We start from the raw sequence: 19,868 nt of genomic DNA, 5'->3' as shown, positions 1-19,868 counted from the left end.
AGCAGCGGATGCCGGAGCTGCAACTGCAGTAACCGGCGCGAGTACTAGTGCCGCAACTGCGAGCATCTTCAGTGCCTTCATAACACACCCCATGTTTGAGTATTCTTATATAGTTCGAGTGAGCAGTCCGGAGCTGGCCTGTAGTGACTTTCTAAGGAAACTGATGGAACAGATCAAAGTGCTCATCGTCGATGACGAGCCCCTTATTCGGAATGCTTTGGGCACAATCCTAGCAACGGATCAGAGAATTGTAACGCTTCAATCTGTAGATAACGGATTAAAAGCTGTCGAATTCTGCAGGGACAATGAAGTCGACGTTGTTTTGATGGATTTGCAGATGCCCATGATGGACGGAGTCGAAGCTACACGGGAAATCAAGGCCGCAAGGAACAGCCCTGCGATCCTTGCCATCACGGCGTTCTCATCCGACGACTACCTCGTGCCTGTGCTTGCCGCCGGCGCGGGCGGCTACTTGGTTAAAGACACTGAACCGGCAGAGATCATCAGCGCAATACATGCTGTCCACAATGGCACCGCAGCTATTTCCCCCTCAGTTTCTTCAGACCTCGTCTCCGCGATTCAATCGGCGTACCGGGACACCAGCCAGGAAGTCCGCGATCTGATCGAAGATCTCGGCCTCACTGCGCGTGAGGTGGAAATTCTGAACCTCTTGGCGAAGGGTCTTAATAACACCGAGATCAGCCGAAAATTGAAAATTTCAGAAGCCACCGTAAAAACGCATATGGCCAAAATCTTTTCCAAGCTCGAAGTGCGCGACCGTGTCCAGGCGCTGGTAACGGCCACGCGCATGGGCCTCATCGAGATTCCACGCGACCAGTAGTCGGCTTCGCCCAAGGTGAGATGGGCCTCCTCGCGAACGTTTCCGGAGGGTGTCGGGAATAGATCTGCTTAAATTACGTTGAACATGAGCATAGACCGCTCAAGTTTCTACTAGGAGGCTCACTTGCCAGCATTCTTCGGCTCTCCCGACAACGGCTCGTTCGAGGAATTCCTCTCCCGGTTCCTTTCCTCGCGCGCCCAGGCTGCCCGGCCGATCGATATCACCCGCCTGCTTTCCGCACGCACCCATGAGGCAGTCACTACCGCCGCGTCGATTTCGCATGAGCACGGCCACGACGAAATCGATTCGCTCCACCTTCTCGTCGCGCTGCTGCGCACCGAACCGATCCGGTCGCACCTCGAAACCATGGGCACGGACATCGAGTCCCTGGCCAAGGACGCCATCGCCCACCTCCCGCAGCGCCAGGAGCAGCAGGAGAAGCCGACGCGTCTTTCCTCGGCCGCCCAGCGCAGCCTCTTCGACGCCTACCAGGTAGCCCGCAACTACGGTTCGACCTACATCGACCCAGACCACCTGTTCCTTGCGTTCGTCTTCAACCCGGAATCCCCGGTCAGCAACCTGCTGGCCCAGCACGGGATCACCGGCCAGTCGCTGCAGCAGGCAGCCATGGAACAGGTCCAGCGCGCCCAGTCCGGGCAAAACCAGGATTCCGAGGAGTCCGAAGTCTCCATGCTGGAGCGCTACGGCACCGACCTCACCGCGTTGGCCGCCGATGGCCAGATCGACCCGGTCATCGGCCGCGACGAGGAGCTGGCCCAGGTCATCGAGATCCTGGCCCGCCGCACCAAGAACAATCCGGTGCTCATCGGCGAAGCCGGCGTGGGCAAGACCGCCATCGCCGAGGGGCTGGCCCGTGCCATCGTGGCCGACGAGGTCCCCGAGCAGATCCGCGGCGCCCAGCTGATCTCCATCGACCTGCCCGGCATGCTCGCCGGCACCCGCTACCGCGGCGACTTCGAGCAGCGCCTGACCGGCCTGCTGGAAGAGGTCGCCGATGCCGAGGGCCAGGCCATCGTGTTCATCGACGAGATGCACCTGCTGGTCGGCGCCGGCTCGGGCGAGTCCGGCAACATGGACGCGGCCAACATTCTCAAGCCGCGTCTGGCGCGCGGCGAACTGCACCTGGTCGGAGCCACCACGCTGGACGAGTTCCGCAAGGTGGAGAAGGACTCCGCGCTGGCCCGCCGCTTCGGCAAGGTCACCGTGGAGGAGCCCTCGCAGGAGGTCGCGCTGGCGATCCTCGAGGGCCTGCGCGAATCCTACGAGGACCACCACCAGGTGCAGTACACCCCTGAGGCGCTGAAGGCCGCGGTGAGCCTGTCGGCCCGCTACCTGACCGACCGCCGCCTGCCGGACAAGGCGATCGACCTGATCGACATCGCCGGTGCCCGCCGTTCCATCGCGGCCGGCGACACCGAGGACGTCCAGGGGCTGCGCTCCGAGCTGGTCGATGCCGAGCGCGACAAGGCCCGGGCCGTCGGCGAGGAGCGCTTCGAGGACGCCAGCGCCTGGCGCGACCACATCACCGCGCTGACCGAGCGCATCGCCGCCGCGGAGGAGGCCGGCGACGCCGGCATCACCCGCGTGGTGGACGAGGCCCAGATCTCCGAGGTCATCGCCCGCTCCACCGGCATCCCGACCTCGCGGATCTCCGGGGACGACAAGGCCCGCCTGTCCGCGCTGGAAGAGTCGCTGCACGCCTCGGTGATCGGCCAGTCCGAAGCCGTGGCCGCGGTGGCCCGCGCCGTGCGCCGCAACCGCACCGGCCTGTCCCCCGCCCAGCGCCCCATCGGCTCGTTCCTGTTCCTCGGCCCGACCGGGGTGGGCAAGACCGAGCTGGCCAAGGCACTGGCCACCAATCTGTTCGGCTCGGCCGACGCGATGATCCGCGTGGACATGAGCGAATACGGCGAGAAGCACACCGTCGCGCGCCTGATCGGCGCCCCTCCGGGCTACATCGGCCACGACCAGCCGGGCCAGCTGACCGAGAAGGTGCGCCGCAACCCGTACTCGGTGATCCTGCTCGACGAAATCGAGAAGGCCCACCCGGACGTGTTCAACGTGCTGCTGCAGGTGCTCGATGACGGCCGGCTGACCGACTCGGCCGGACGCACCGTGGACTTCTCCAACACGCTGATCCTGATGACCAGCAACCTGGGCGGCGAATACCTGGCCAACAAGGCCGGCAACTTCGGTTTCACCTCCGCCAACGCGGCCAGCGAGGCCGAGGAGATCCGCGCCAAGGTGATGGGCAAGGTGCGCGAATTCATGCGCCCCGAGTTCCTGAACCGGTTGGACGAGGTGCTCCTGTTCAGCAAGCTGAGCCAGTCGGAGATCGGCCAGATCGTCAAGCTGGTGCTGGCCGAAACCGGCGAGCGCCTGGCCGACCAGGAGCTCTCGCTGGATGTCAGCGACGCCGCGGTGGCCTGGCTTGCCGACGAGGGCTACGATCCGGAGTTCGGTGCCCGCCCGCTGCGCCGCCTGGTGCAGCGCAAGGTGCAGGACGCGATTGCCGACCTGCTGATCAACGACGCGGTCGCCGCCGGCGACACCATCGCCGTGGACTACGCCGACGGCAAGTTGAAGGTCGCCAAGCAGGTTGCGCCTCAGGCTCCGCCGGCGGCCGAGGAAAAGGTCATGGACTTCTTCGGCAGCTAGCCTCCGCGCCAGCAGCCGCCCGGGGCGGCCTGCGGGAACCAGCAATGGTTCCGCAGGCCGCCTTTTGTCCGCCCGGAGAATTGCCGGTGCGCTGCCCTACCCAAGAACCGCACCTCCCGGTAGGTTGGTACTCATGGCGAACATCGGCATGATCACTCTCGATACCCTGGACGAGCAGGCCGCGTCCGCATGGTGGCGGCTGGTGCTGCACGGCGAATACGCGGGGCAGTATCCAGGCTTCACCATGATCTCGGTTCCGGGCTTCCCTGCCAGGATTGGATTCCAGCAGGTCGACGAGGTGACCCCCGGCAAGAACCGGGTTCACCTGGATCTTGAAGCCAAAACCGACCGGGCCAAGGAAGTCGCTGAGCTGCTGGCGGCCGGGGCCACCCTGGTCGAGGAGCACACGGACGACCCGGACTTCGGGTGGAGCGTGCTGCGCGACCCGTTCGGCATTGTCTTCTGCTTGTCGGATCCCCACGGGGACTAGTTCCATGGGTCTTTTCTCCAAGAAATCCGCGGAGCCGGCAAGCCACCGCATCGATGTGCATTTCGCGCAGCCGATGACCGTCCGCCTGCGCCAGCAGCAGGAACAGGCCCTGCTGGAGGTAGCCGCCGCCAGGCCGCAGTGCACCGCGCGCGTGGTCGCTTCGGGCACCGCGATCTCGGACCACGAGGAACCGCTGTCCAGCGATGTGCAGTTCGAGGTCTCCTGCCCGGATATGAAAAAGCTGGTCGCCGCCTTCAGCAGCTGGCTGATGGCCAACGGGCTGGCGCGCGGTTCATGGATGGAAGTGGACGGCGAGCGCACCGCCCTGGGCACCAGCGAATACGTATTGCTGCGCACCCGGCTGGCCGAGGAATCCGATGCGGACCTGGAGGCCACCGTGCTGGCGTTGCACCGCGCGCTGGGCGACGGCACCATCGGCTGGCACGAGGATGTCTATTTCCGCTTCGACGGACCGGTGTTCGTCTTCAACGGCGACTCCGCGCGGGCGATCATGGACGCGCTGGGCGAGGAACTTGCCAAGCACCCCTTGCTCCGCAAGGCGGAACTGGTGGCGGCTAACGCGGCAGGCTGAGCCGTCTACGCTGGTTCCATGAGCTTGGAGCTTTCAATACCCGTCGAATCCGGCGCGATCAGCGCCCTGCTGGACGCTGCCGAACACCCTGCCGCACTGGTGCTCCTGGCCCACGGCTCGGGCGCAGGCAAGGACCATCCGTTCATGTCAGGGTACGCGCAGGCGGTCGCCGCATTGGGCTGCAGCGTCTTGCGGTTCAACTTCCCGTACATGGATGCCGGCAAGAAGTTCCCGGACAAGGCGCCGACGGCTGTCTCCGCATGGAATCACGTGCGCGATTGGGCCGCGGAAAACCTCGCCGGCGATCTTCCCATTTTCGCCGCCGGCAAGTCCTTCGGCGGACGCATGGCATCCGTGGCCGTATCCGAGGGAATGGACGCCGCGGGCCTGGTCTTCCTCGGCTACCCGCTGCATGCCCCGAAGAAAGAGGAGAAACTTCGCGACGAGCACCTGTACGCGTTGCAGGTTCCGATGCTTTTCCTCGAAGGCACCCGTGATCCCTTCGCAAATCCGCAGATCATGGCGGATGTGGCATCCAGGCTGAACGAGAAGACCGAACTGGTCTGGTTCGAAGGCGGAGACCACTCGTTCAAGGTGGCCCGCTCGGGGCGCACTCCGGAGCAGGATGGAGCGGGCCTTGCCGAAGCCACGACCCGCTTCATCCGCTCCGTCTTGGGCCATCGGAGCTAGGTTCCGTCCTGCAGTGCCACGGGCTCCTGCCTGCCCAATAGGCGTTTAGCCGGCGGCGATTGCGCTGGCGTTCTCGGGACAGATGGTGTCGATGCTCTCGGCGGCGATGCCGAAGGACATGGTCATGCCGATGCCCGAGGTGACCGTCACCACGCGGGTCTGCTCGTCCGGTTCCTCAACCAGCAGGCTCGTCAGCGCGCTGCTCGCATACACTCCCTGCCAACGCTGGGTGATCTGCAGCGGAGCCCCCAGCACCTTGCCGATCTCGCCAACGAGGCGATCTGTCCACCACTCGTCGAGGAACGGGTCCACCGTATTCCCATACACATGGCTGTCGCCCAGCAGCAGCGTACCGTCCGGACGCCGGGTGAACATCACGTTCGCGACCATGTCGACCAGCTCAGGGCTGTTGCGGTAGATCTCTTCGCGGACATCCGCGGCCCCGGGCATCGCGGTTGAAACTTCGGATCGCTCATCAGAACCTCTTCGCCGGTGGACGGGTCCAGGATGTAAGTGCCGCAGATGCCATGCACTGCCGGTGGATGACCTGTGGCAATGGACATGTTGTTCGGGTTGGTGAGCGTCGGAATGGCGCAGTGTGCGCCCCAGGAGGTGCCGCGGCCTTCAATCTGCTCTTTGAGCCAAGGCATGCGACCGGCATTGATTGCTTCCTCGTGGTAGGCAGGCTCGCTGCCGTCGATGCAGATGACGACGACAGGGTCGCCCTGGTGGATGTATTCGCGACCGTTGACCGAGAACGTGGTGCGACTCATGGAGATGCCTTCGACAACCCGGAGCCCCTCACGTCGCATGATGAGACGGAACTGCGGAAAATTCCCTGAAATCACCCGCAGGCAGATCCGCGGAGATGCGCAAGCCGCGGAACCGCCGAGCTGAACCGCACATGAAACCCACAGGAAAAATGCGGAGCGCTACGCGACCGCCGGTCGTTGGAAGCAGTAACGCACACCCCAAGGAGAACCATGGTTCCAGTTCCACCGCAGGATGCTTCCCGGGAAATCCTCGCCGGCAGCATTCGACGTACCCTGGTCATCGTGGGGACCGATGGCGCCGGAAAAACCACATCCGCCCAAGCGCTGGCCAGCAGTCTGGAACGCGACGGATTCACCGCGCGATTCGCGGCAAACGTTTCGGGACGGCGCTGGCTGACACGGCGTTCAAGAGCCTGGGGACTCGACTTTCCCACCTTCACCCAGGACTTCATCGAGGCGGTCATCCGCACGGCCAATGTGGCAGTCAACTCGTTGCGGGCACGCAGCTTGAATGGCCTGACCGTCATGGACCGGCACCTGTACTGCCAACTGGTCCTTCGCAGGGTGCGCGGCCAGCCGCTGGGCCTGCTCATGCCGTGGCTGGCCCACAAGTCGGTAGAGCGGTCGCTGGTAGTGGTGCTGGATGTCGAGGCGAAGGTCGCCTACAACCGCATCGCCTCGCGCGAGGACGACTTCGAGACCTTGGAATACCTGCAGTCCAGCAGGCTCGAATATCTGCGGCTGGCCAAGGACAACGGCTGGAGCATCATTGACGGGTCGCAATCGATTCGGCAGATTACTGCTGAGTTGCGTTTCCTAGCCGGCTACCCGGCGGCGCTCACGCGTCACCCGGCCCTGAGTCCCAGCTAGCCGAGACTCAGGCAAATCGTTCGGGGTCCGGCTCGATGCGCCGGCCTCGTTCCCGGTTTTCGGCCCGGCATCGACAGCAGTGCGGCGGTGGACCGGCAGCGGAAATCCAGCCACCGGGCATCATCCCTTGTTCGATCGAACGGATCGCGGGCATGCGGCAGCCCAGCCGTTCCGGCGGCATTTGCCGGACAGCAATCGTACGACCCGGTTCAGGCCTGCTCTTCCAAGAACCTGTAGACCTCGGTTTCGTCTACCCCGGGGAACGCGCCGGTTGGCATGGCCGCGAGCAGGTGCGTATTCGCGCGCGTCGCAGGCCAGGCATTGCCGAACCACATGGAAGACAGCTCCGCCGGCGGACGGCGGCAGCAGTTTTCATCCGGACACTTGGACTGGCAGCGTTCCTTGGTGTCGCGTCCGCGGAACCATTTCACATGCTCGAAAGGCACGCCGATGGACAAGGAATACATCCCCGAGGAGTGGCGCTCCGTACGAGCCGTGCACCAGTAGGTCCCGTTGATCGTGTCAGTGAACTGTTCAAAGGAGCGGAACTTGTCCGCCACGTCGAACACCACACGGCTGGTCCAATAGCGGCAGATAGTCTGCCCCTCAATGGCTCCGGTATGGTCGGCCGGGAAGTTCACCCCGTCGTTTTCATATGCCTTATGCAGGATCCCGGACTCGTGGACCTTCTGGAAGTGGCAGGTAAGCCCCAGGTGCTCCGTCGCCAAATTGGTAAAGCGGTGGGCGGCCGACTCATAGGAAACCGCGAATGCGTCGCGGATGTCCTCCACGGCAATCTCCCTGTTTTTCTTGGCCCGCTGAAGAAAATCGGTGGTCTCCTTTTCCGGCATCATCAGCGCCGCGGCAAAGTAGTTGGTCGCCACGCGCTGCGAGAGGAAATCCGCATAGTCCACCGGCGTCTGGTGCCCCAGCACGTAGTGGCCCAATGCCTGCAGCAGCACCGACCGCGGATCGTGGTCCACGCGGGAGGCTTGGGTGAGGTAGATCCGGCGGTTCTTCAGGTCGGTGACCGAACGGGTCGAATGGGGAAGGTTGCTGACATACCGCAGGCTGAATCCCAGGTATTCGGCAATGTCCGCGGCACGGTGGTGCGACAGCGGGCCGCCGCTGTGCCCGGCGGCTTTCAGGATCCGTCCTGCTTCCTGCTCGATCTCCTTGTAGTAGTTGTTGCGCTGGCGCATTTCTTCGCGCAATTGCGTATTGGCCCGGCGGGCTTCCTCCGGAGTGGCCGCCTGTTCGTCGAGGCGGTGCTCCAATTCGCGCTGCAGTCCGACCAACGATTCAAGCACATCCATGGACAAGCGGCTGGAAATCCTGACCTTCGGCAGACCCAGGGATGCGTAAAGCGGTCCGCGCTGCGCACGTTCCAATGCGATTTCCAACGCAGCCCGTCGCGACGGCGGCTCAGCCCCGAGCAGGTCGTCGACGCTCACGCCCAGTGCGGAAGCCAGGGATTTCAGCAGCGACAACTTCGGTTCGCGCTTGCCGTTCTCCACGAGAGACAGATGGCTTGGCGCAGTTTCGACCAACGCACTGACATCGTCAAGCGTCAGGCCTTTCTCCTTGCGGAGGTAGCGGATGCGTCGTCCCAGTGCGATGACGTCGAGCTCGTCGTTCGCCTCAGCGCCGCCCGTTCCGTCAGCACGGGCATCCCGGTTCCATGTGGTAGCAGTCACACACTCAGAATAGGGGAAGAAGTTGTATTTTTTCCAGCAAAATTCGGCATATGACCCTAAATCACCGCCTTGTCGTCACCAAGTTAACGAATTATCGGAAAATTTATCGCCGCACAGCCGTTGCGCCTGCGCACCCCCGCGGCCGCGCGGCGCCGACGCCGCCTCAATCAGCAGGCCCGATAGCAGCAGGGGAAGCGGCTGCCTCGGGGCACTCCGGGCAACCCCGGACTGAGGAAGTTCAAGCACGACTCCAGCATTCCCCCCGCAGGCGGAGCCGGTGTTCCGACGCACGCGCCGGCACCCCGGTGCATCGCCGTAAGGCGCCCTTTATCCAACCCACCGCCGTGCCAACGGCCGAAAAGCCTAGTTTTGAAAGAAATCGACTTTTTCACCTACGCCGAACTCGCCTCGAACTTGCCCGATACCCTGCAGGGCACCTCGTGGCCTTCCCCGGCAATCTCGCGCCTTTTGCGCGCCGCGACGAGTAGCGCAGAACGCCAGCCGCGGTGAATTTCCATGAGATTCGCCCGGCAACCCCCAATTCACCTGCATGCCAAGAATTGGATCGCAACGCGGGGGAGCCAACCTGTGACCTCCGCTACACCAGAATTTCGAGGAATTTCGGAACTTCTTCAGTGTGGTTCCGTGGGAAAATAACCATTTTTCGAGCTTTGGATCACAATCGATGAAAGAAGTGCACAAATTTCACAGAAGAGAAAAACGTTGAATCTTATTCCGGAAAACCTCTGTTGGAGGGGTTGCAGGCAGGGAATAGTTGGTGTCACGAAGAAGTTCACCGGATCGAAACCGCAGGGTTCACCGGTCCGAACGAACACCGAGCTTGTGCGAAGGAGCCAGCAACATGACTACCAACGAGAATTCGATCGAAAACCGCGTCGCAGCCCTGGAGAATGACTGGGCAACCAACCCTCGATGGGAAGGCGTCACCCGCGATTACTCCGCTGCAGACGTCGTGAAGCTGCAGGGCCGGGTCCAGGAAGAGCACACCCTGGCCAAGCGCGGTTCCGAGAAGCTCTGGAAGCAGCTCACCGAGGAAACCCCGACCGGCGGCTACACCAACGCACTGGGCGCACTGACGGGCAACCAGGCAGTCCAGCAGGTCAAGGCCGGCCTGCGAGCCATCTACCTTTCCGGCTGGCAGGTTGCCGCCGATGCAAACCTCTCGGGCCAGACCTACCCGGACCAGTCGCTGTACCCGGCGAACTCGGTTCCGCAGGTTGTCCGCCGCATCAACAACGCGCTGCAGCGTGCAGACCAGATCGAGTTCTCCGAAGGCATCCAGACCGTCGAGGACTGGATGGTCCCGATCGTCGCAGACGCCGAGGCCGGCTTCGGCGGCCCGCTGAACGCCTACGAGCTGATGAAGTCCATGATCACCGCCGGCGCTTCGGGCGTCCACTGGGAAGACCAGCTGGCCTCGGAGAAGAAGTGCGGCCACCTGGGCGGCAAGGTCCTGATCCCGACCCAGCAGCACATCCGTACCCTGAACGCAGCACGTCTGGCAGCTGACGTCGCCGGCACCCCGTCCGTCGTCATCGCCCGCACCGACGCCGAGGCGGCAACCCTGATCACCTCCGACGTCGACGAGCGCGACCAGGAATTCATCACCGGCGAGCGCACCCCGGAAGGCTTCTACAAGGTCCGCAACGGCATCGAGCCATGCATCGCCCGTGCCAAGGCCTATGCTCCTTATTCGGATCTGATCTGGATGGAGACCGGCACCCCGGACCTGGAGCTGGCTCGCAAGTTCGCCGAGGCAGTCAAGAAGGACTTCCCGGACCAGATGCTCTCGTACAACTGCTCCCCTTCCTTCAACTGGAAGAAGCACCTGGACGACGCAACCATCGCAAAGTTCCAGCGCGAGCTCGGTGCCATGGGCTTCAGCTTCCAGTTCATCACCCTGGCCGGCTTCCACGCACTGAACCACTCGATGTTCGATCTGGCCAAGGGCTACGCGAAGGACGGCATGAGCGCCTACGTCGAGCTGCAGGAGCGCGAATTCGCTGCCGAGGTTGACGGCTACACCGCCACCAAGCACCAGCGCGAAGTCGGCACCGGCTACTTCGATGCCATCTCCACCACGCTGAACCCCAACGCCTCCACCCTGGCGCTGGTCGGTTCCACCGAAGAAGGCCAATTCCATTAGACCCTAACGGGTCGATGGTGCCGGCTGACAATGACGTCAGCCGGCACCACCACCATTTTTAAGCTTTAAGGACGCTGTCATGAACACCCCGATCACCCTGAACAACATCACCATCACCGCCACCGAAGTGCGCTACCAGGAACAGATCCTCACTAGCGAGGCACTGGACTTCCTCTCCGCACTGCACCAGGGTTTCGAGAACCGCCGCACCGAGCTGATGCAGAGCCGCCAGCTCAACCGGGCCCGCATCGCCAACGGCCGCGACCCGAAGTTCCTGGAAGAAACCCGGAACATCCGCGAGGACGCTTCATGGCAGGTCGCCCCGATCGCTCCGGGTCTGGAAGACCGCCGCGTGGAGATCACCGGGCCGATCGAGCGCAAGGCAGCAATCAACGCACTGAACTCCGGCGCCAACGTGTGGCTGGCCGACATGGAGGACGCCTGCTCCCCGACCTGGCAGAACGTGATCAAGAACCAGGTGAACCTGATCCGCGTGCTCGACAACGAGCTGGACTTCACCGCACCGGACGGCCGCGAGTACAAGCTGGACACCCACGACCTGAAGCAGCTGCCGACCATCGTGGTCCGCCCCCGCGCACTGCACCAGCCGGAGAAGCACCTGCGGGTGAACGGCGCGCCGATGTCCGCTTCGCTGGTCGACTTCGGACTGCACTTCTTCCACAACGCCAAGCGCCTGATGGCAGCCGGCCGCGGCCCGTACTACTACCTGCCGAAGCTGGAGAACCACCTGGAGGCACGCCTGTGGAACGACGTGTTCAACATGGCCCAGGACATGATGGGCATCGACCGCGGCACCATCCGCGCCACCGTGCACATCGAATGCATCACCGCGGCCTTCGAGATGGAGGAAATCCTCTACGAACTGCGTGAGCACTCCTCGGGCCTGAACGCCGGCCGCTGGGACTACATCTTCTCGATCATCAAGAACTTCCGTTCCCGCGGACCGCGCTTCGTGTTCCCGGACCGCGATTCGGTGACCATGACCGCACCGTTCATGCGGGCCTACACCGAGCAGCTGGTGCGTGCCTGCCACCGCCGCGGCGCCACCGCCATCGGCGGCATGAGCACCTTCGTGCCAAGCCGCAAGGATGCCTCGATCAACGAGATCAACCTGGCCAAGGTGCGCGAGGACAAGGCCCGCGAGGCAGCCGACGGCTTCGACGGCTCGTGGGTAGCCCACCCGGACCTGGTGGCAGTGGCCCGCGAGGTGTACACCGAGGTGCTGGGCGACAACCCCAACCAGATCGGCCGCACCCGCGAAGACGTTCAGGTTTCCGCCACCGCGCTGCTGGACGTGGCCGGGCTGGAAGGCAAGATCACCGAGCAGGGCATCCGCGACAACATCGAGATCGGCATCCGCTACATTGAGTCGTGGCTGCGCGGCAACGGCGCCGTGGTGCTGCGCAACCTGATGGAGGATTCGGCCACCGCCGAGATCTCCCGCTCGCAGCTGTGGCAGTGGATCCACCAGTCGGCCATCACCGACAAGGGCGAGATCATCACCCGCCGCTGGGTGCAGGAGCTGGCCGAGGAGACCATGGACCGCATGGAGCGCTTCGAGGGAGACCGTTTCGAATCCGCCATGGAGATCTTCGAAGCCTGCGCACTGCGCGACGACTTCCCGACCTTCATGACCCGCAACGCCTACCTGCGCTACCTGGACATGCCGGTTCCAGTACTGGAAATGGCAGGCTAGCCGCGCAGGCGCCACCCCATAGACCCGGCCGATTCGTTTCCAAGTCGTCCTCGTAGAATCGGCCACGAATTGCGGCATTCATCCGTTGGTAACCATTCCCGCGGGTGGATGCCGTTTTTCGCGCCCTGAAAGCGCTGGCCACTGGGTAGGCTGAAGCCATGGCGTTCCAGTTTAAAAACCCGGCCGAGGACCTGTGGGAGCCCGATGTCCTGGGCGAGGGATTCACCCGGCGCACGTTGCCGCTGCTCGACGGATCCACCGCCACGCTGGTCCGCCACCGCCGGCCTTCCCGACTCCCGCGGTTGGCGCCGCCGCTGCGCGGGCTGTCGATCCTCTACGTGCACGGCTGGTCCGACTACTTCTTCCAGCACGAGCTGGCGCGGTTCCTCAGCGACGCCGGCGCCGACTTCTACGCCCTGGACCTGCGCCACTACGGGCGCAACCTCCCGCTGGATGCCCAGCGTGATATGGCCGCCGAAACCTCCCCGGGATTCACCAACAACCTGGAGCAGTACTTCGAGGAGTTCGACGCGGCGCTGCGCATCATCACCAGCGCGCACCCCGGCACCCGGGTGGTGCTGCTGGGGCATTCGACCGGCGGGCTGAGCGCGTCGCTGTACGCGGCCGCGAACCCGCACAAGATCGAGGCGCTGGCGCTGAACAGCCCGTGGCTGGAATTCCAGGCCAGCGAGCTGGGGCGCGCTGCCCTGTCCAAGCTGTTCCAGGCCTCCAGCGCGCGCAACCCGCACCGCTTCCTGCCCAGCATCGACCCGGGCTTCTACACCCGCACGGTCTCCAGCCAGTTCGAGGGCGAATGGGACTACGACCTGGCCTGGCGCCCGGTCAACGGCTTCAAGATCACCACCGGGTTCATCTCAGCGGTCTTCGACGCGCAGGCGAAGGTCAAGAAGGGCCTGGACCTGGCGATGCCGGTGCTGGTGATGCTCTCGGCCAAGGACTACCTGCTGCCGCGCTGGCAGGACGCCGCGTCGAAGTCCGACGTCGCGCTGAACGTCCAGCAGATCGCCGAGCGCAGCCTCGATTTGGGCCGCGAGCTGCACCTGGTGCGGCTGGCCGACGCGCTGCACGACGTCTTCCTCTCCGCGCCGCCGGTGCGCACCCGGGCCTACCTGGACCTGGGCTCGTGGCTGGCGGCGATCAAGAACCGACAGCACGACTCGCAGCTGACCGCCAGCGTGCAGCGCGTGGTGCCGGGCGCCTAGCGGGACGACGTCCTAGCGGGCGGCGGGCACCTGGTCGTTGACCAGTTCAAGGCGCAGCCGGCCGGCTTCGTCCTGCCCGAGCACCGCCACCGAGCCGTTGCGGATGGTGTCCAGCGTGTAGCCGGCGAAATCCGAGAGGGTGTAGCGGATGATCGTGCCGTGGCAGACGACCGCGACGTTCTTCCCGGGGAAATCCTCCATGATCTGCTCGATGGCGCGCCGCCCGCGGGCCACCACCGATTCCAGCGGCTCGATGCCGCCGCCGATCTTCCCTGGCCAGCGCTCCAGCGCCTCGGCCTCGATCATGCCCTCGCCCTGCGCGTAGTCGCGCTCGACCAGCAGCTCGTAGCTCGGGCCCAGCTCAAGGCCCAGCCCGTCGGCGATGATCTGCGCGGTCTGCCGCGCGCGGTCCAGCGGGGAGGAGACGACCACGTCCCAGTTCCCGCCGGCCAGCACCTGCACCGCGTCGGCGGCCTGCGCGCGGCCCGTGCCGTTCAGCGGGATGTTGCTGCTTCCCTGCAGGCGGCCTTCGAGGTTCCATTGCGTCTGTCCGTGGCGGACGAATCCCAGCTTCATGCGCACCATTCTTCCACCGGCGCGTGCCCCGCGCCCGGCGGGTGTGGGCAATCCCACGGGTTTGCCCAGACACAATTTCACCCCATCTCCTTGCCGGAACCCGTACGATTTGGTACGTTGCGCCGGCCCTCCGCGGCACCGGAGCACGTGCACCCCAACCCCCTAATGAGGATCCAAGCAGTTCACCGTGACCGAAATCAAGGCATCCCTCGCCCGCGGGCTCACCGCCCGCCACATCCGCTTCATGGCCCTGGGCTCGGCCATCGGAACTGGCCTGTTCTACGGCTCGTCCGCCGCCATCCAAGCCGCCGGCCCGGCCGTGCTGTTCGCCTACATGATCGGCGGCGCCGCCGTCTTCATCGTCATGCGCGCCCTGGGCGAGATGGCGGTGAAGCATCCGGTCTCCGGGTCGTTCGCGCACTACGCCTCGCGCTACCTGGGCCGCTTCGCCGGGTTCATCACCGGGTGGACGTTCACCTTCGAGATGGCCATCGTGGCCATCGCCGACGTGACCGCCTTCGGCGTCTACATGGGCTTCTGGTTCCCCGACGTCGCCGCCTGGATCTGGGTGCTGGCGGTGGTGCTGCTGATTGCCTCGATCAACCTGATGAAGGTCAAGGTGTTCGGCGAGACCGAGTTCTGGCTGGCGATCATCAAGGTCAGCGCCATCATCGCGATGATCGGCGGCGGCATCGCGCTGATCATCTTCGGCTTCAACGCCCCCGACTCGCAGACCGCGACCGGCGTCGACACCCTGATGGCCGCCGGAACGCTGTTCCCCCACGGTTTCGCCGGGCTGCTGCTGTCCTTCGCCGTGGTGATGTTCGCCTTCGGCGGCATCGAGACCATCGGCATCACCGCCGGCGAGGCGGACGACCCCGCGCGCTCGGTGCCTGCCGCGATCAACACCGTGCCGTGGCGCATCCTGCTGTTCTACGTGGCCTCGCTGGCAGTGGTCATGATGCTCTTCGACTGGCGCCAGATCGACGGCAGCGCGAGCCCGTTCGTGCAGATCTTCGACGCGCTGGGCATCCCTGCCGCGGCCCACGTGCTCAACGCCGTGGTGATCACCGCAGCCGTGTCCGCTATCAACGCGGACACCTTCGGCGCCGGGCGCATGCTCTTCGCGATGTCGGCCGAGGGCCATGCCCCGAAGTCCTTCGCGAAGGTCTCCTCCAACGGCGTGCCCTGGATGACAGTGGTCGTCATGACCATCGTGCTGCTGGTCGGCGTGGTGCTCAACGTGCTGCTGCCGGAGCAGCTGTTCACCATCATCGCCTCGATCGCCACCTTCGCGACCGTGTGGGTCTGGATCATGATCCTCGCCTCCTACCTGGCGATGCGCCGGGCCGAGAAGAAGGACACCGCGGCCGCGCCACAGGGCCCGCGCGAGTTCGCGGTTCCCGGCGGGACGACCACCGCCTGGATCGCGCTGGCGTTCATGGTCTTCGTGGTCGTGCTGCTGGCGCTGAGCGCCGAGACCCGCGTGGCCCTGTACACCGGCGCCGCATGGCTGGCCATCCTGGCCGTGGTCTACCGCTTCGCGGTGCGCGGCACCTCCGGCGGCCCTTCGGCGGACGGGCGCGAACGCGATTCGGAAGCGGTCTCCACCGGCCGCTAGGCGGCCGCCGGCAGGCTAGCGGATCTCGCGGCGCACCCCGAAGGGGTTTTCCGGCTGCTGCGCGGTGCGCCGTTCCGAGGCCAGGGCCAGCGTGGCCCACAGCAGCATGCCTCCGGCCGCGATCCACAGGCTGGACAGGCCCAGGTGCAGGTAGGCGAACACCCCGGCCAGCGAGCCGAGCGTGATCATCGCCCACAGCACCGCGTAGCGGACCCACAGCAGCCGCCCCGCGCCGCGGTCAGAGCCGGTCAGCAGCCCCAGGATCGCGCCGCCCAGGTGCTGTCCGAGCTTGACCAGCGTGCCGGTCATGTAGGTCAGCCCCAGCGACACCTCCCCCGAACGCGTGTAGGAGACGTTGACCGCGCCCATCGAGGCCGCCAACAGGCAGGCCCCGCCGAAACCCAGCGTGCCCAGCGAACCGAGCAGCGCGGCGGTGACCAGCAGCGCGCCGCTGAGGTACATCACGATTGGCCGGCGGTAGCGCGCGGCCCGCGCGGTGAGCACGGTCGCCAGCACCACCCCGCCCACGAAGCTGCCCACGAACCCCATGGCCATGGCCCAGCCGCCGGCGTCGCCGGTGAGCAGGGCGGCCGAGGAACGCGTCGAGTTGCCGGACATGAAGGACAGGAAGTAGCCGCCGAGGTGGATGAAGCCCACGCCGTCGACGAACCCCGCCATCGCGGTGATCGCCCCCGCGAAGAAAATTCCGCGCCATCCCAGATTTCTGGCCACCGAACGCCGCCCCGCCCTTTCCGTTCCCGACTGCGGTTTCCCGCCTGCTGCCATTATCCCGTGCCGCAGGCAACGCCCTGCCGAAGGAATGCCCGCGCGCCGCGGCGCGTTATAACGGGCATGAGTGAAACCGCTGCTTCCCAGAATCCCGCCGACGCCAAGCGCCTGCGCGTGGACATCTTCTCCGACATCGCCTGCCCATGGTGCTTCATCGGCAAGCGCCGCTTCGAATCGGGCCTGGAATCCTCAGGCCTGGCCCAGGACGTCGACGTCTACTGGCACGCCTACCAGCTGGACCCGACCCTGCCCGAGCACTACGACGGCAGCGAGCTGGACTACCTGGCCAAGGCCAAGGGCATGGACCCGGCCCAGGTTGAGGGCATGCTGCAGCACGTCACCGCCCAGGCCGCCGAGGAGGGCTTGAACTACGACTTCGGGAAGCTGGTGGTCGCCAACTCCTTCACCGCGCTGCGCGTGCTGGAGCATGCCAAGCAGCAGGGGCTGGGCGGCGAAATGAAGGAAGCGCTGCTCTCCGCGCACTTCGAGAAGGGCCTGGACACCGGCAGCGTGGACACCCTGCTGCAGCTGGCCGCCGAGGTCGGGCTGGATGCCGCCGCGCTGCGCTCCGCGCTGGAGGCCGGCAGCTACGCCGACGAGGTCAACGCTGACATCGCCCAGGCGCGCCAGATCGGCGTCACCGGGGTGCCGTTCTTCATCCTCGACGGCAAGTACGGAATTTCCGGCGCCCAGCCGGCCGAGGTCTTCGCCAACGCGCTGACCCAGGTCCACGCCGAAACCGTCGGAGCCAACTAGCACCCGCCGGGCCGGCGGCCCGCTACTGCTGCGCGATGCACTCCAGCGTGCCCGGGGCGGTGTTCAGCTTGCGCTCCTTGACCAGGTTCTCGAATCCGGTGCCCAGCGCCAGGTCCACCTCGGTGCCGTACATCATCTCGTCGTAGACGAATTCGGAGCCGGGCACCTGGCGCTGGATGGTCAGCGCCTGCGCATAGCCCTGGGGCCCGGCCAGCACCACGGCGACCTTGTCCTCGTACCTGTCCAGCCCCGAGGTGGTCGCCGAGATCTGGAAACCACGATTCTTCAGCGTCTCGGCGGTTCTGCCCGCCAGCCCCGAAATGGTGGTCGTGTTCAGCACGCGCACCTTGAAGCTCGCAGGGTCCTGGTAGTTGAAAATGGAGGTGGGGCAGGCCGGGTTGGCGATCTGCTCGGCCGGCTGCTCGTCGGCCTGCACCGGCGTGGGCCTGCCGCCGATCTTCAGCACTCCGGTGAAGGACAGCGTGGCGGCGATGAACGCCACGAGCACAGCAATGGCCATGATCGAGAAGATGACGTTCTGGCGCCTGCGGGCAGTGCGCTTGGCCTGGGCGCTGGACACGAAGCTCAGCTCGCGCTCGCCAACGATGTGGGCCCCGCGCAACGTCGCAGGATCCTCGCGTTCGTGCATCATCGCACCCACTTTCAGGCAGCTACCCTTTGTGGCGACAGCTTACCTAATCCGCGTCGAGATCCAAGACCCTGGCATGGATCACCGACCGGTGGTGCAGCGCCGAACGCAGCGCCCGGTGCAGCCCGTCCTCCAGATACAGCACGTTCCGGTAGCGCACGACGTGCGGGAACAGGTCGCCGAAAAACGTTGAATCCTCGGAGAGCAACGTCTCCAGATCAAGCGTTGACTTGGTGGTTACCAGCTGGTCGAGCTTGACCTGCGAAGGCGGGACGGCGCTCCAGTCGCGGGGGCTGGACAGCTCGTGCTCGGGGTACGGACGCGAATCGCCCACGGCTCGGAAAATCACCCTTTCAAGCATAGGGAACCGCGTAACAAATTACCTGATTCAGCGACGCGTTCGCCGGCCCAGGCGCCGAATCGGGCATTATCCACGTCTAACGGGACGTTGCCGAATCGAGAACCTCAAGCATCCGCTTCACAGGCAGATCCATCCACCGGGCCCCGCAAGCGCAAATTATGCGCTCGGAAACAGGCCTTGGCAAGGATTGTTACGACGGCGGAAACGTGGCGGAACGGTGCGTAATTTTAGATAGTAACAATCCACCGAACGGGTGCACCCTAGGGTTATGAACAACGTAGTAACCGAGATCCCAGTCCTTGATATCTCCACTTCCCGGAATGCCGATGGCACGTTCAATCCCGAGTTCGTTGCCACACTGCTCGACGCTGCCCACCGCGTCGGCTTCTTCCAGATCGTCGGGTACGCCTCACGCGCCAACCAGGATCAGGAACTGCTGGACACGGTTGCCGAGTTCTTCGCGAAGCCGGTCGACGAGAAGATCGCGCTCGACAACCGCAACAGCGCCCAGTTCCGCGGCTACACCCGCTTGGGCACCGAGATCACCCGCGGCCGCGCCGATTCCCGTGAACAGATCGACTACGGTCCGGACCGCGAGCCGCTGGCCGTAGTGCCGGCCGACAAGCCGTACTTGAATCTGCAGGGCCGCAACCAGTTCCCCGAAGACTTCCCCCAGCTGCGCGAACGCGCCATGGAATGGGCCGAGCTGATGAACCGCACCGGGCACGAACTGCTCTCCGCGATTTCCGTGGGCCTGGGCCTTGGCGAGGACTACTTCGACGAGCCGTTCTCAGGGGCTCCAGCCTGGATGGGCAAGCTGGTGCACTACGTGGGCGGCGGGATCGTGCCGGAGGCAGGAAACCAGGGCGTCGGCCTGCACGCGGACTACGGCTTCGTCACCCTGCTGCTGCAGGACCAGGTTGGCGGGCTGCAGGTACAGCCCTACGGCCAGGATTCATGGATCGAGGTTCCTCCGACTCCCGGAGCACTCGTCGTGAACCTGGGTGAAATGCTCGAAGTCGCCACCGACGGCTACCTGATGGCGACTATCCACCGAGTGATTGCCCCGCCAGCCAACGTTGACCGCTACTCGGTGCCATTCTTCTACTCCCCGCGCTTGGACGCGGTCATCGACAAGGTCGAGCTGCCGGCTGAGCTGGCCGCAGACGCCCGCGGCGTCTCCGACGATCCGCACAACCCGATGCTCGCCTCATACGGGGCCAATGTCCTCAAGGGTTGGCTGCGCGCCCATCCGCAGACTGCCGCGATCCACTACCCGCAGCTGGTCCAGAACAGGGCCACAGCCTAGCCTTAGCGGCTCAAGAAGAGCTCGGATAAACAAAAATAAACGTGAAGACTTCGACGGGGTATTGCGCC

The 19,868-nt window shown here is 64.9% G+C and carries 19 protein-coding genes; 12 read left to right on the top strand and 7 right to left on the bottom strand.

Annotation, left to right across the window (positions count from 1 at the left end):
* Positions 1–163: 163 nt before the first annotated feature.
* The 5 genes from JQN66_RS01770 (at position 164) to JQN66_RS01750 (ending at position 5,292) form a co-directional block, all read left to right on the top strand.
* Complete coding sequence (locus JQN66_RS01770) at positions 164–841, top strand: response regulator (protein ID WP_204676408.1); 678 nt, start codon at positions 164–166, stop codon at positions 839–841.
* A 123-nt stretch (positions 842–964) separates the two neighbouring features.
* The gene (locus tag JQN66_RS01765; protein WP_204676407.1) at positions 965–3,520 is read left to right on the top strand and encodes an ATP-dependent Clp protease ATP-binding subunit; all 2,556 of its coding nucleotides are present in this window, start codon (positions 965–967) and stop codon (positions 3,518–3,520) included.
* Positions 3,521–3,653: 133 nt separating this feature from the next.
* Positions 3,654–4,010 (top strand): VOC family protein, encoded by a 357-nt coding sequence (locus JQN66_RS01760; RefSeq protein ID WP_188948438.1) that lies wholly within the window; start codon positions 3,654–3,656, stop codon positions 4,008–4,010.
* Between the two features lie 4 nt (positions 4,011–4,014).
* Positions 4,015–4,602 (top strand): hypothetical protein, encoded by a 588-nt coding sequence (locus JQN66_RS01755; protein WP_204676406.1) that lies wholly within the window; start codon positions 4,015–4,017, stop codon positions 4,600–4,602.
* An 18-nt stretch (positions 4,603–4,620) separates the two neighbouring features.
* Positions 4,621–5,292 (top strand): alpha/beta hydrolase family protein, encoded by a 672-nt coding sequence (locus JQN66_RS01750; protein WP_204676405.1) that lies wholly within the window; start codon positions 4,621–4,623, stop codon positions 5,290–5,292.
* 45 nt (positions 5,293–5,337) lie between these two features.
* Here JQN66_RS01750 and JQN66_RS01745 read toward each other — a convergent pair whose 3' ends face one another.
* Both JQN66_RS01745 and JQN66_RS01740 read right to left on the bottom strand, forming a co-directional pair.
* Positions 5,338–5,742 carry a hypothetical protein gene (locus JQN66_RS01745; protein ID WP_204676404.1) on the bottom strand — a complete coding sequence of 135 codons (405 nt, stop codon included), beginning with the start codon at positions 5,740–5,742 and terminating at the stop codon, positions 5,338–5,340.
* A complete protein-coding gene (locus JQN66_RS01740; RefSeq protein WP_204676403.1) occupies positions 5,667–6,065 on the bottom strand; it encodes an alkaline phosphatase family protein in 399 nt (132 codons plus the stop codon). Before JQN66_RS01740 ends, JQN66_RS01745 begins: the two co-directional genes overlap by 76 nt.
* 210 nt (positions 6,066–6,275) lie before the next feature.
* On the opposite strand from JQN66_RS01740, the gene JQN66_RS01735 reads away from it, so the two are divergent.
* Positions 6,276–6,935, top strand: coding sequence for a dTMP kinase (locus JQN66_RS01735; RefSeq protein WP_204676402.1), 660 nt, complete (start codon positions 6,276–6,278; stop codon positions 6,933–6,935).
* Between the two features lie 209 nt (positions 6,936–7,144).
* Here the strand turns inward: JQN66_RS01735 and JQN66_RS01730 are convergent, their stop codons facing one another.
* Positions 7,145–8,632, bottom strand: a complete 1,488-nt coding sequence (locus JQN66_RS01730) for a helix-turn-helix transcriptional regulator (RefSeq protein ID WP_188948444.1) — start codon at positions 8,630–8,632, stop codon at positions 7,145–7,147.
* Between the two features lie 862 nt (positions 8,633–9,494).
* On the opposite strand from JQN66_RS01730, the gene aceA reads away from it, so the two are divergent.
* The 3 genes from aceA to JQN66_RS01715 all read left to right on the top strand — a co-directional run bounded on the left by aceA (position 9,495) and on the right by JQN66_RS01715 (position 13,739).
* Positions 9,495–10,799 (top strand): isocitrate lyase, encoded by a 1,305-nt coding sequence (gene aceA, locus JQN66_RS01725; RefSeq protein ID WP_188948445.1) that lies wholly within the window; start codon positions 9,495–9,497, stop codon positions 10,797–10,799.
* Between the two features lie 79 nt (positions 10,800–10,878).
* Positions 10,879–12,516 (top strand): malate synthase A, encoded by a 1,638-nt coding sequence (aceB, locus tag JQN66_RS01720; RefSeq protein ID WP_204676401.1) that lies wholly within the window; start codon positions 10,879–10,881, stop codon positions 12,514–12,516.
* A 158-nt stretch (positions 12,517–12,674) separates the two neighbouring features.
* Positions 12,675–13,739, top strand: coding sequence for an alpha/beta hydrolase (locus JQN66_RS01715; protein WP_204676400.1), 1,065 nt, complete (start codon positions 12,675–12,677; stop codon positions 13,737–13,739).
* Positions 13,740–13,751: 12 nt separating this feature from the next.
* On the opposite strand, the gene JQN66_RS01710 is transcribed toward JQN66_RS01715, so the two are convergent.
* Entirely contained in the window at positions 13,752–14,315 is a 564-nt protein-coding gene (locus tag JQN66_RS01710; protein ID WP_188948448.1) for a histidine phosphatase family protein, read from the bottom strand.
* Positions 14,316–14,559: 244 nt separating this feature from the next.
* Between JQN66_RS01710 and JQN66_RS01705 the strand changes: the two genes are divergently transcribed.
* Positions 14,560–15,936 carry an amino acid permease gene (locus JQN66_RS01705; RefSeq protein ID WP_204677446.1) on the top strand — a complete coding sequence of 459 codons (1,377 nt, stop codon included), beginning with the start codon at positions 14,560–14,562 and terminating at the stop codon, positions 15,934–15,936.
* A 15-nt stretch (positions 15,937–15,951) separates the two neighbouring features.
* On the opposite strand, the gene JQN66_RS01700 is transcribed toward JQN66_RS01705, so the two are convergent.
* Positions 15,952–16,668, bottom strand: a complete 717-nt coding sequence (locus tag JQN66_RS01700) for a YoaK family protein (RefSeq protein ID WP_204676399.1) — start codon at positions 16,666–16,668, stop codon at positions 15,952–15,954.
* 120 nt (positions 16,669–16,788) lie between these two features.
* On the opposite strand from JQN66_RS01700, the gene JQN66_RS01695 reads away from it, so the two are divergent.
* A complete protein-coding gene (locus tag JQN66_RS01695) occupies positions 16,789–17,481 on the top strand; it encodes a DsbA family oxidoreductase (protein ID WP_204676398.1) in 693 nt (230 codons plus the stop codon).
* Positions 17,482–17,503: 22 nt separating this feature from the next.
* Here JQN66_RS01695 and JQN66_RS01690 read toward each other — a convergent pair whose 3' ends face one another.
* Together JQN66_RS01690 and JQN66_RS01685 are read right to left on the bottom strand one after the other, a co-directional pair.
* Complete coding sequence (locus JQN66_RS01690) at positions 17,504–18,133, bottom strand: LytR C-terminal domain-containing protein (RefSeq protein WP_204676397.1); 630 nt, start codon at positions 18,131–18,133, stop codon at positions 17,504–17,506.
* Between the two features lie 43 nt (positions 18,134–18,176).
* Positions 18,177–18,479 (bottom strand): type II toxin-antitoxin system VapB family antitoxin, encoded by a 303-nt coding sequence (locus JQN66_RS01685; RefSeq protein ID WP_204677445.1) that lies wholly within the window; start codon positions 18,477–18,479, stop codon positions 18,177–18,179.
* A 280-nt stretch (positions 18,480–18,759) separates the two neighbouring features.
* On the opposite strand from JQN66_RS01685, the gene JQN66_RS01680 reads away from it, so the two are divergent.
* The gene (locus tag JQN66_RS01680; protein ID WP_204676396.1) at positions 18,760–19,800 is read left to right on the top strand and encodes an isopenicillin N synthase family dioxygenase; all 1,041 of its coding nucleotides are present in this window, start codon (positions 18,760–18,762) and stop codon (positions 19,798–19,800) included.
* The last annotated feature ends 68 nt before the right edge of the window (positions 19,801–19,868 follow it).

Origin of the sequence: Glutamicibacter protophormiae, assembly GCF_016894325.1 — a bacterium.
Classification (GTDB): domain Bacteria; phylum Actinomycetota; class Actinomycetes; order Actinomycetales; family Micrococcaceae; genus Glutamicibacter; species Glutamicibacter protophormiae.
This window is presented reverse-complemented; position numbering and strand designations above follow the sequence as displayed.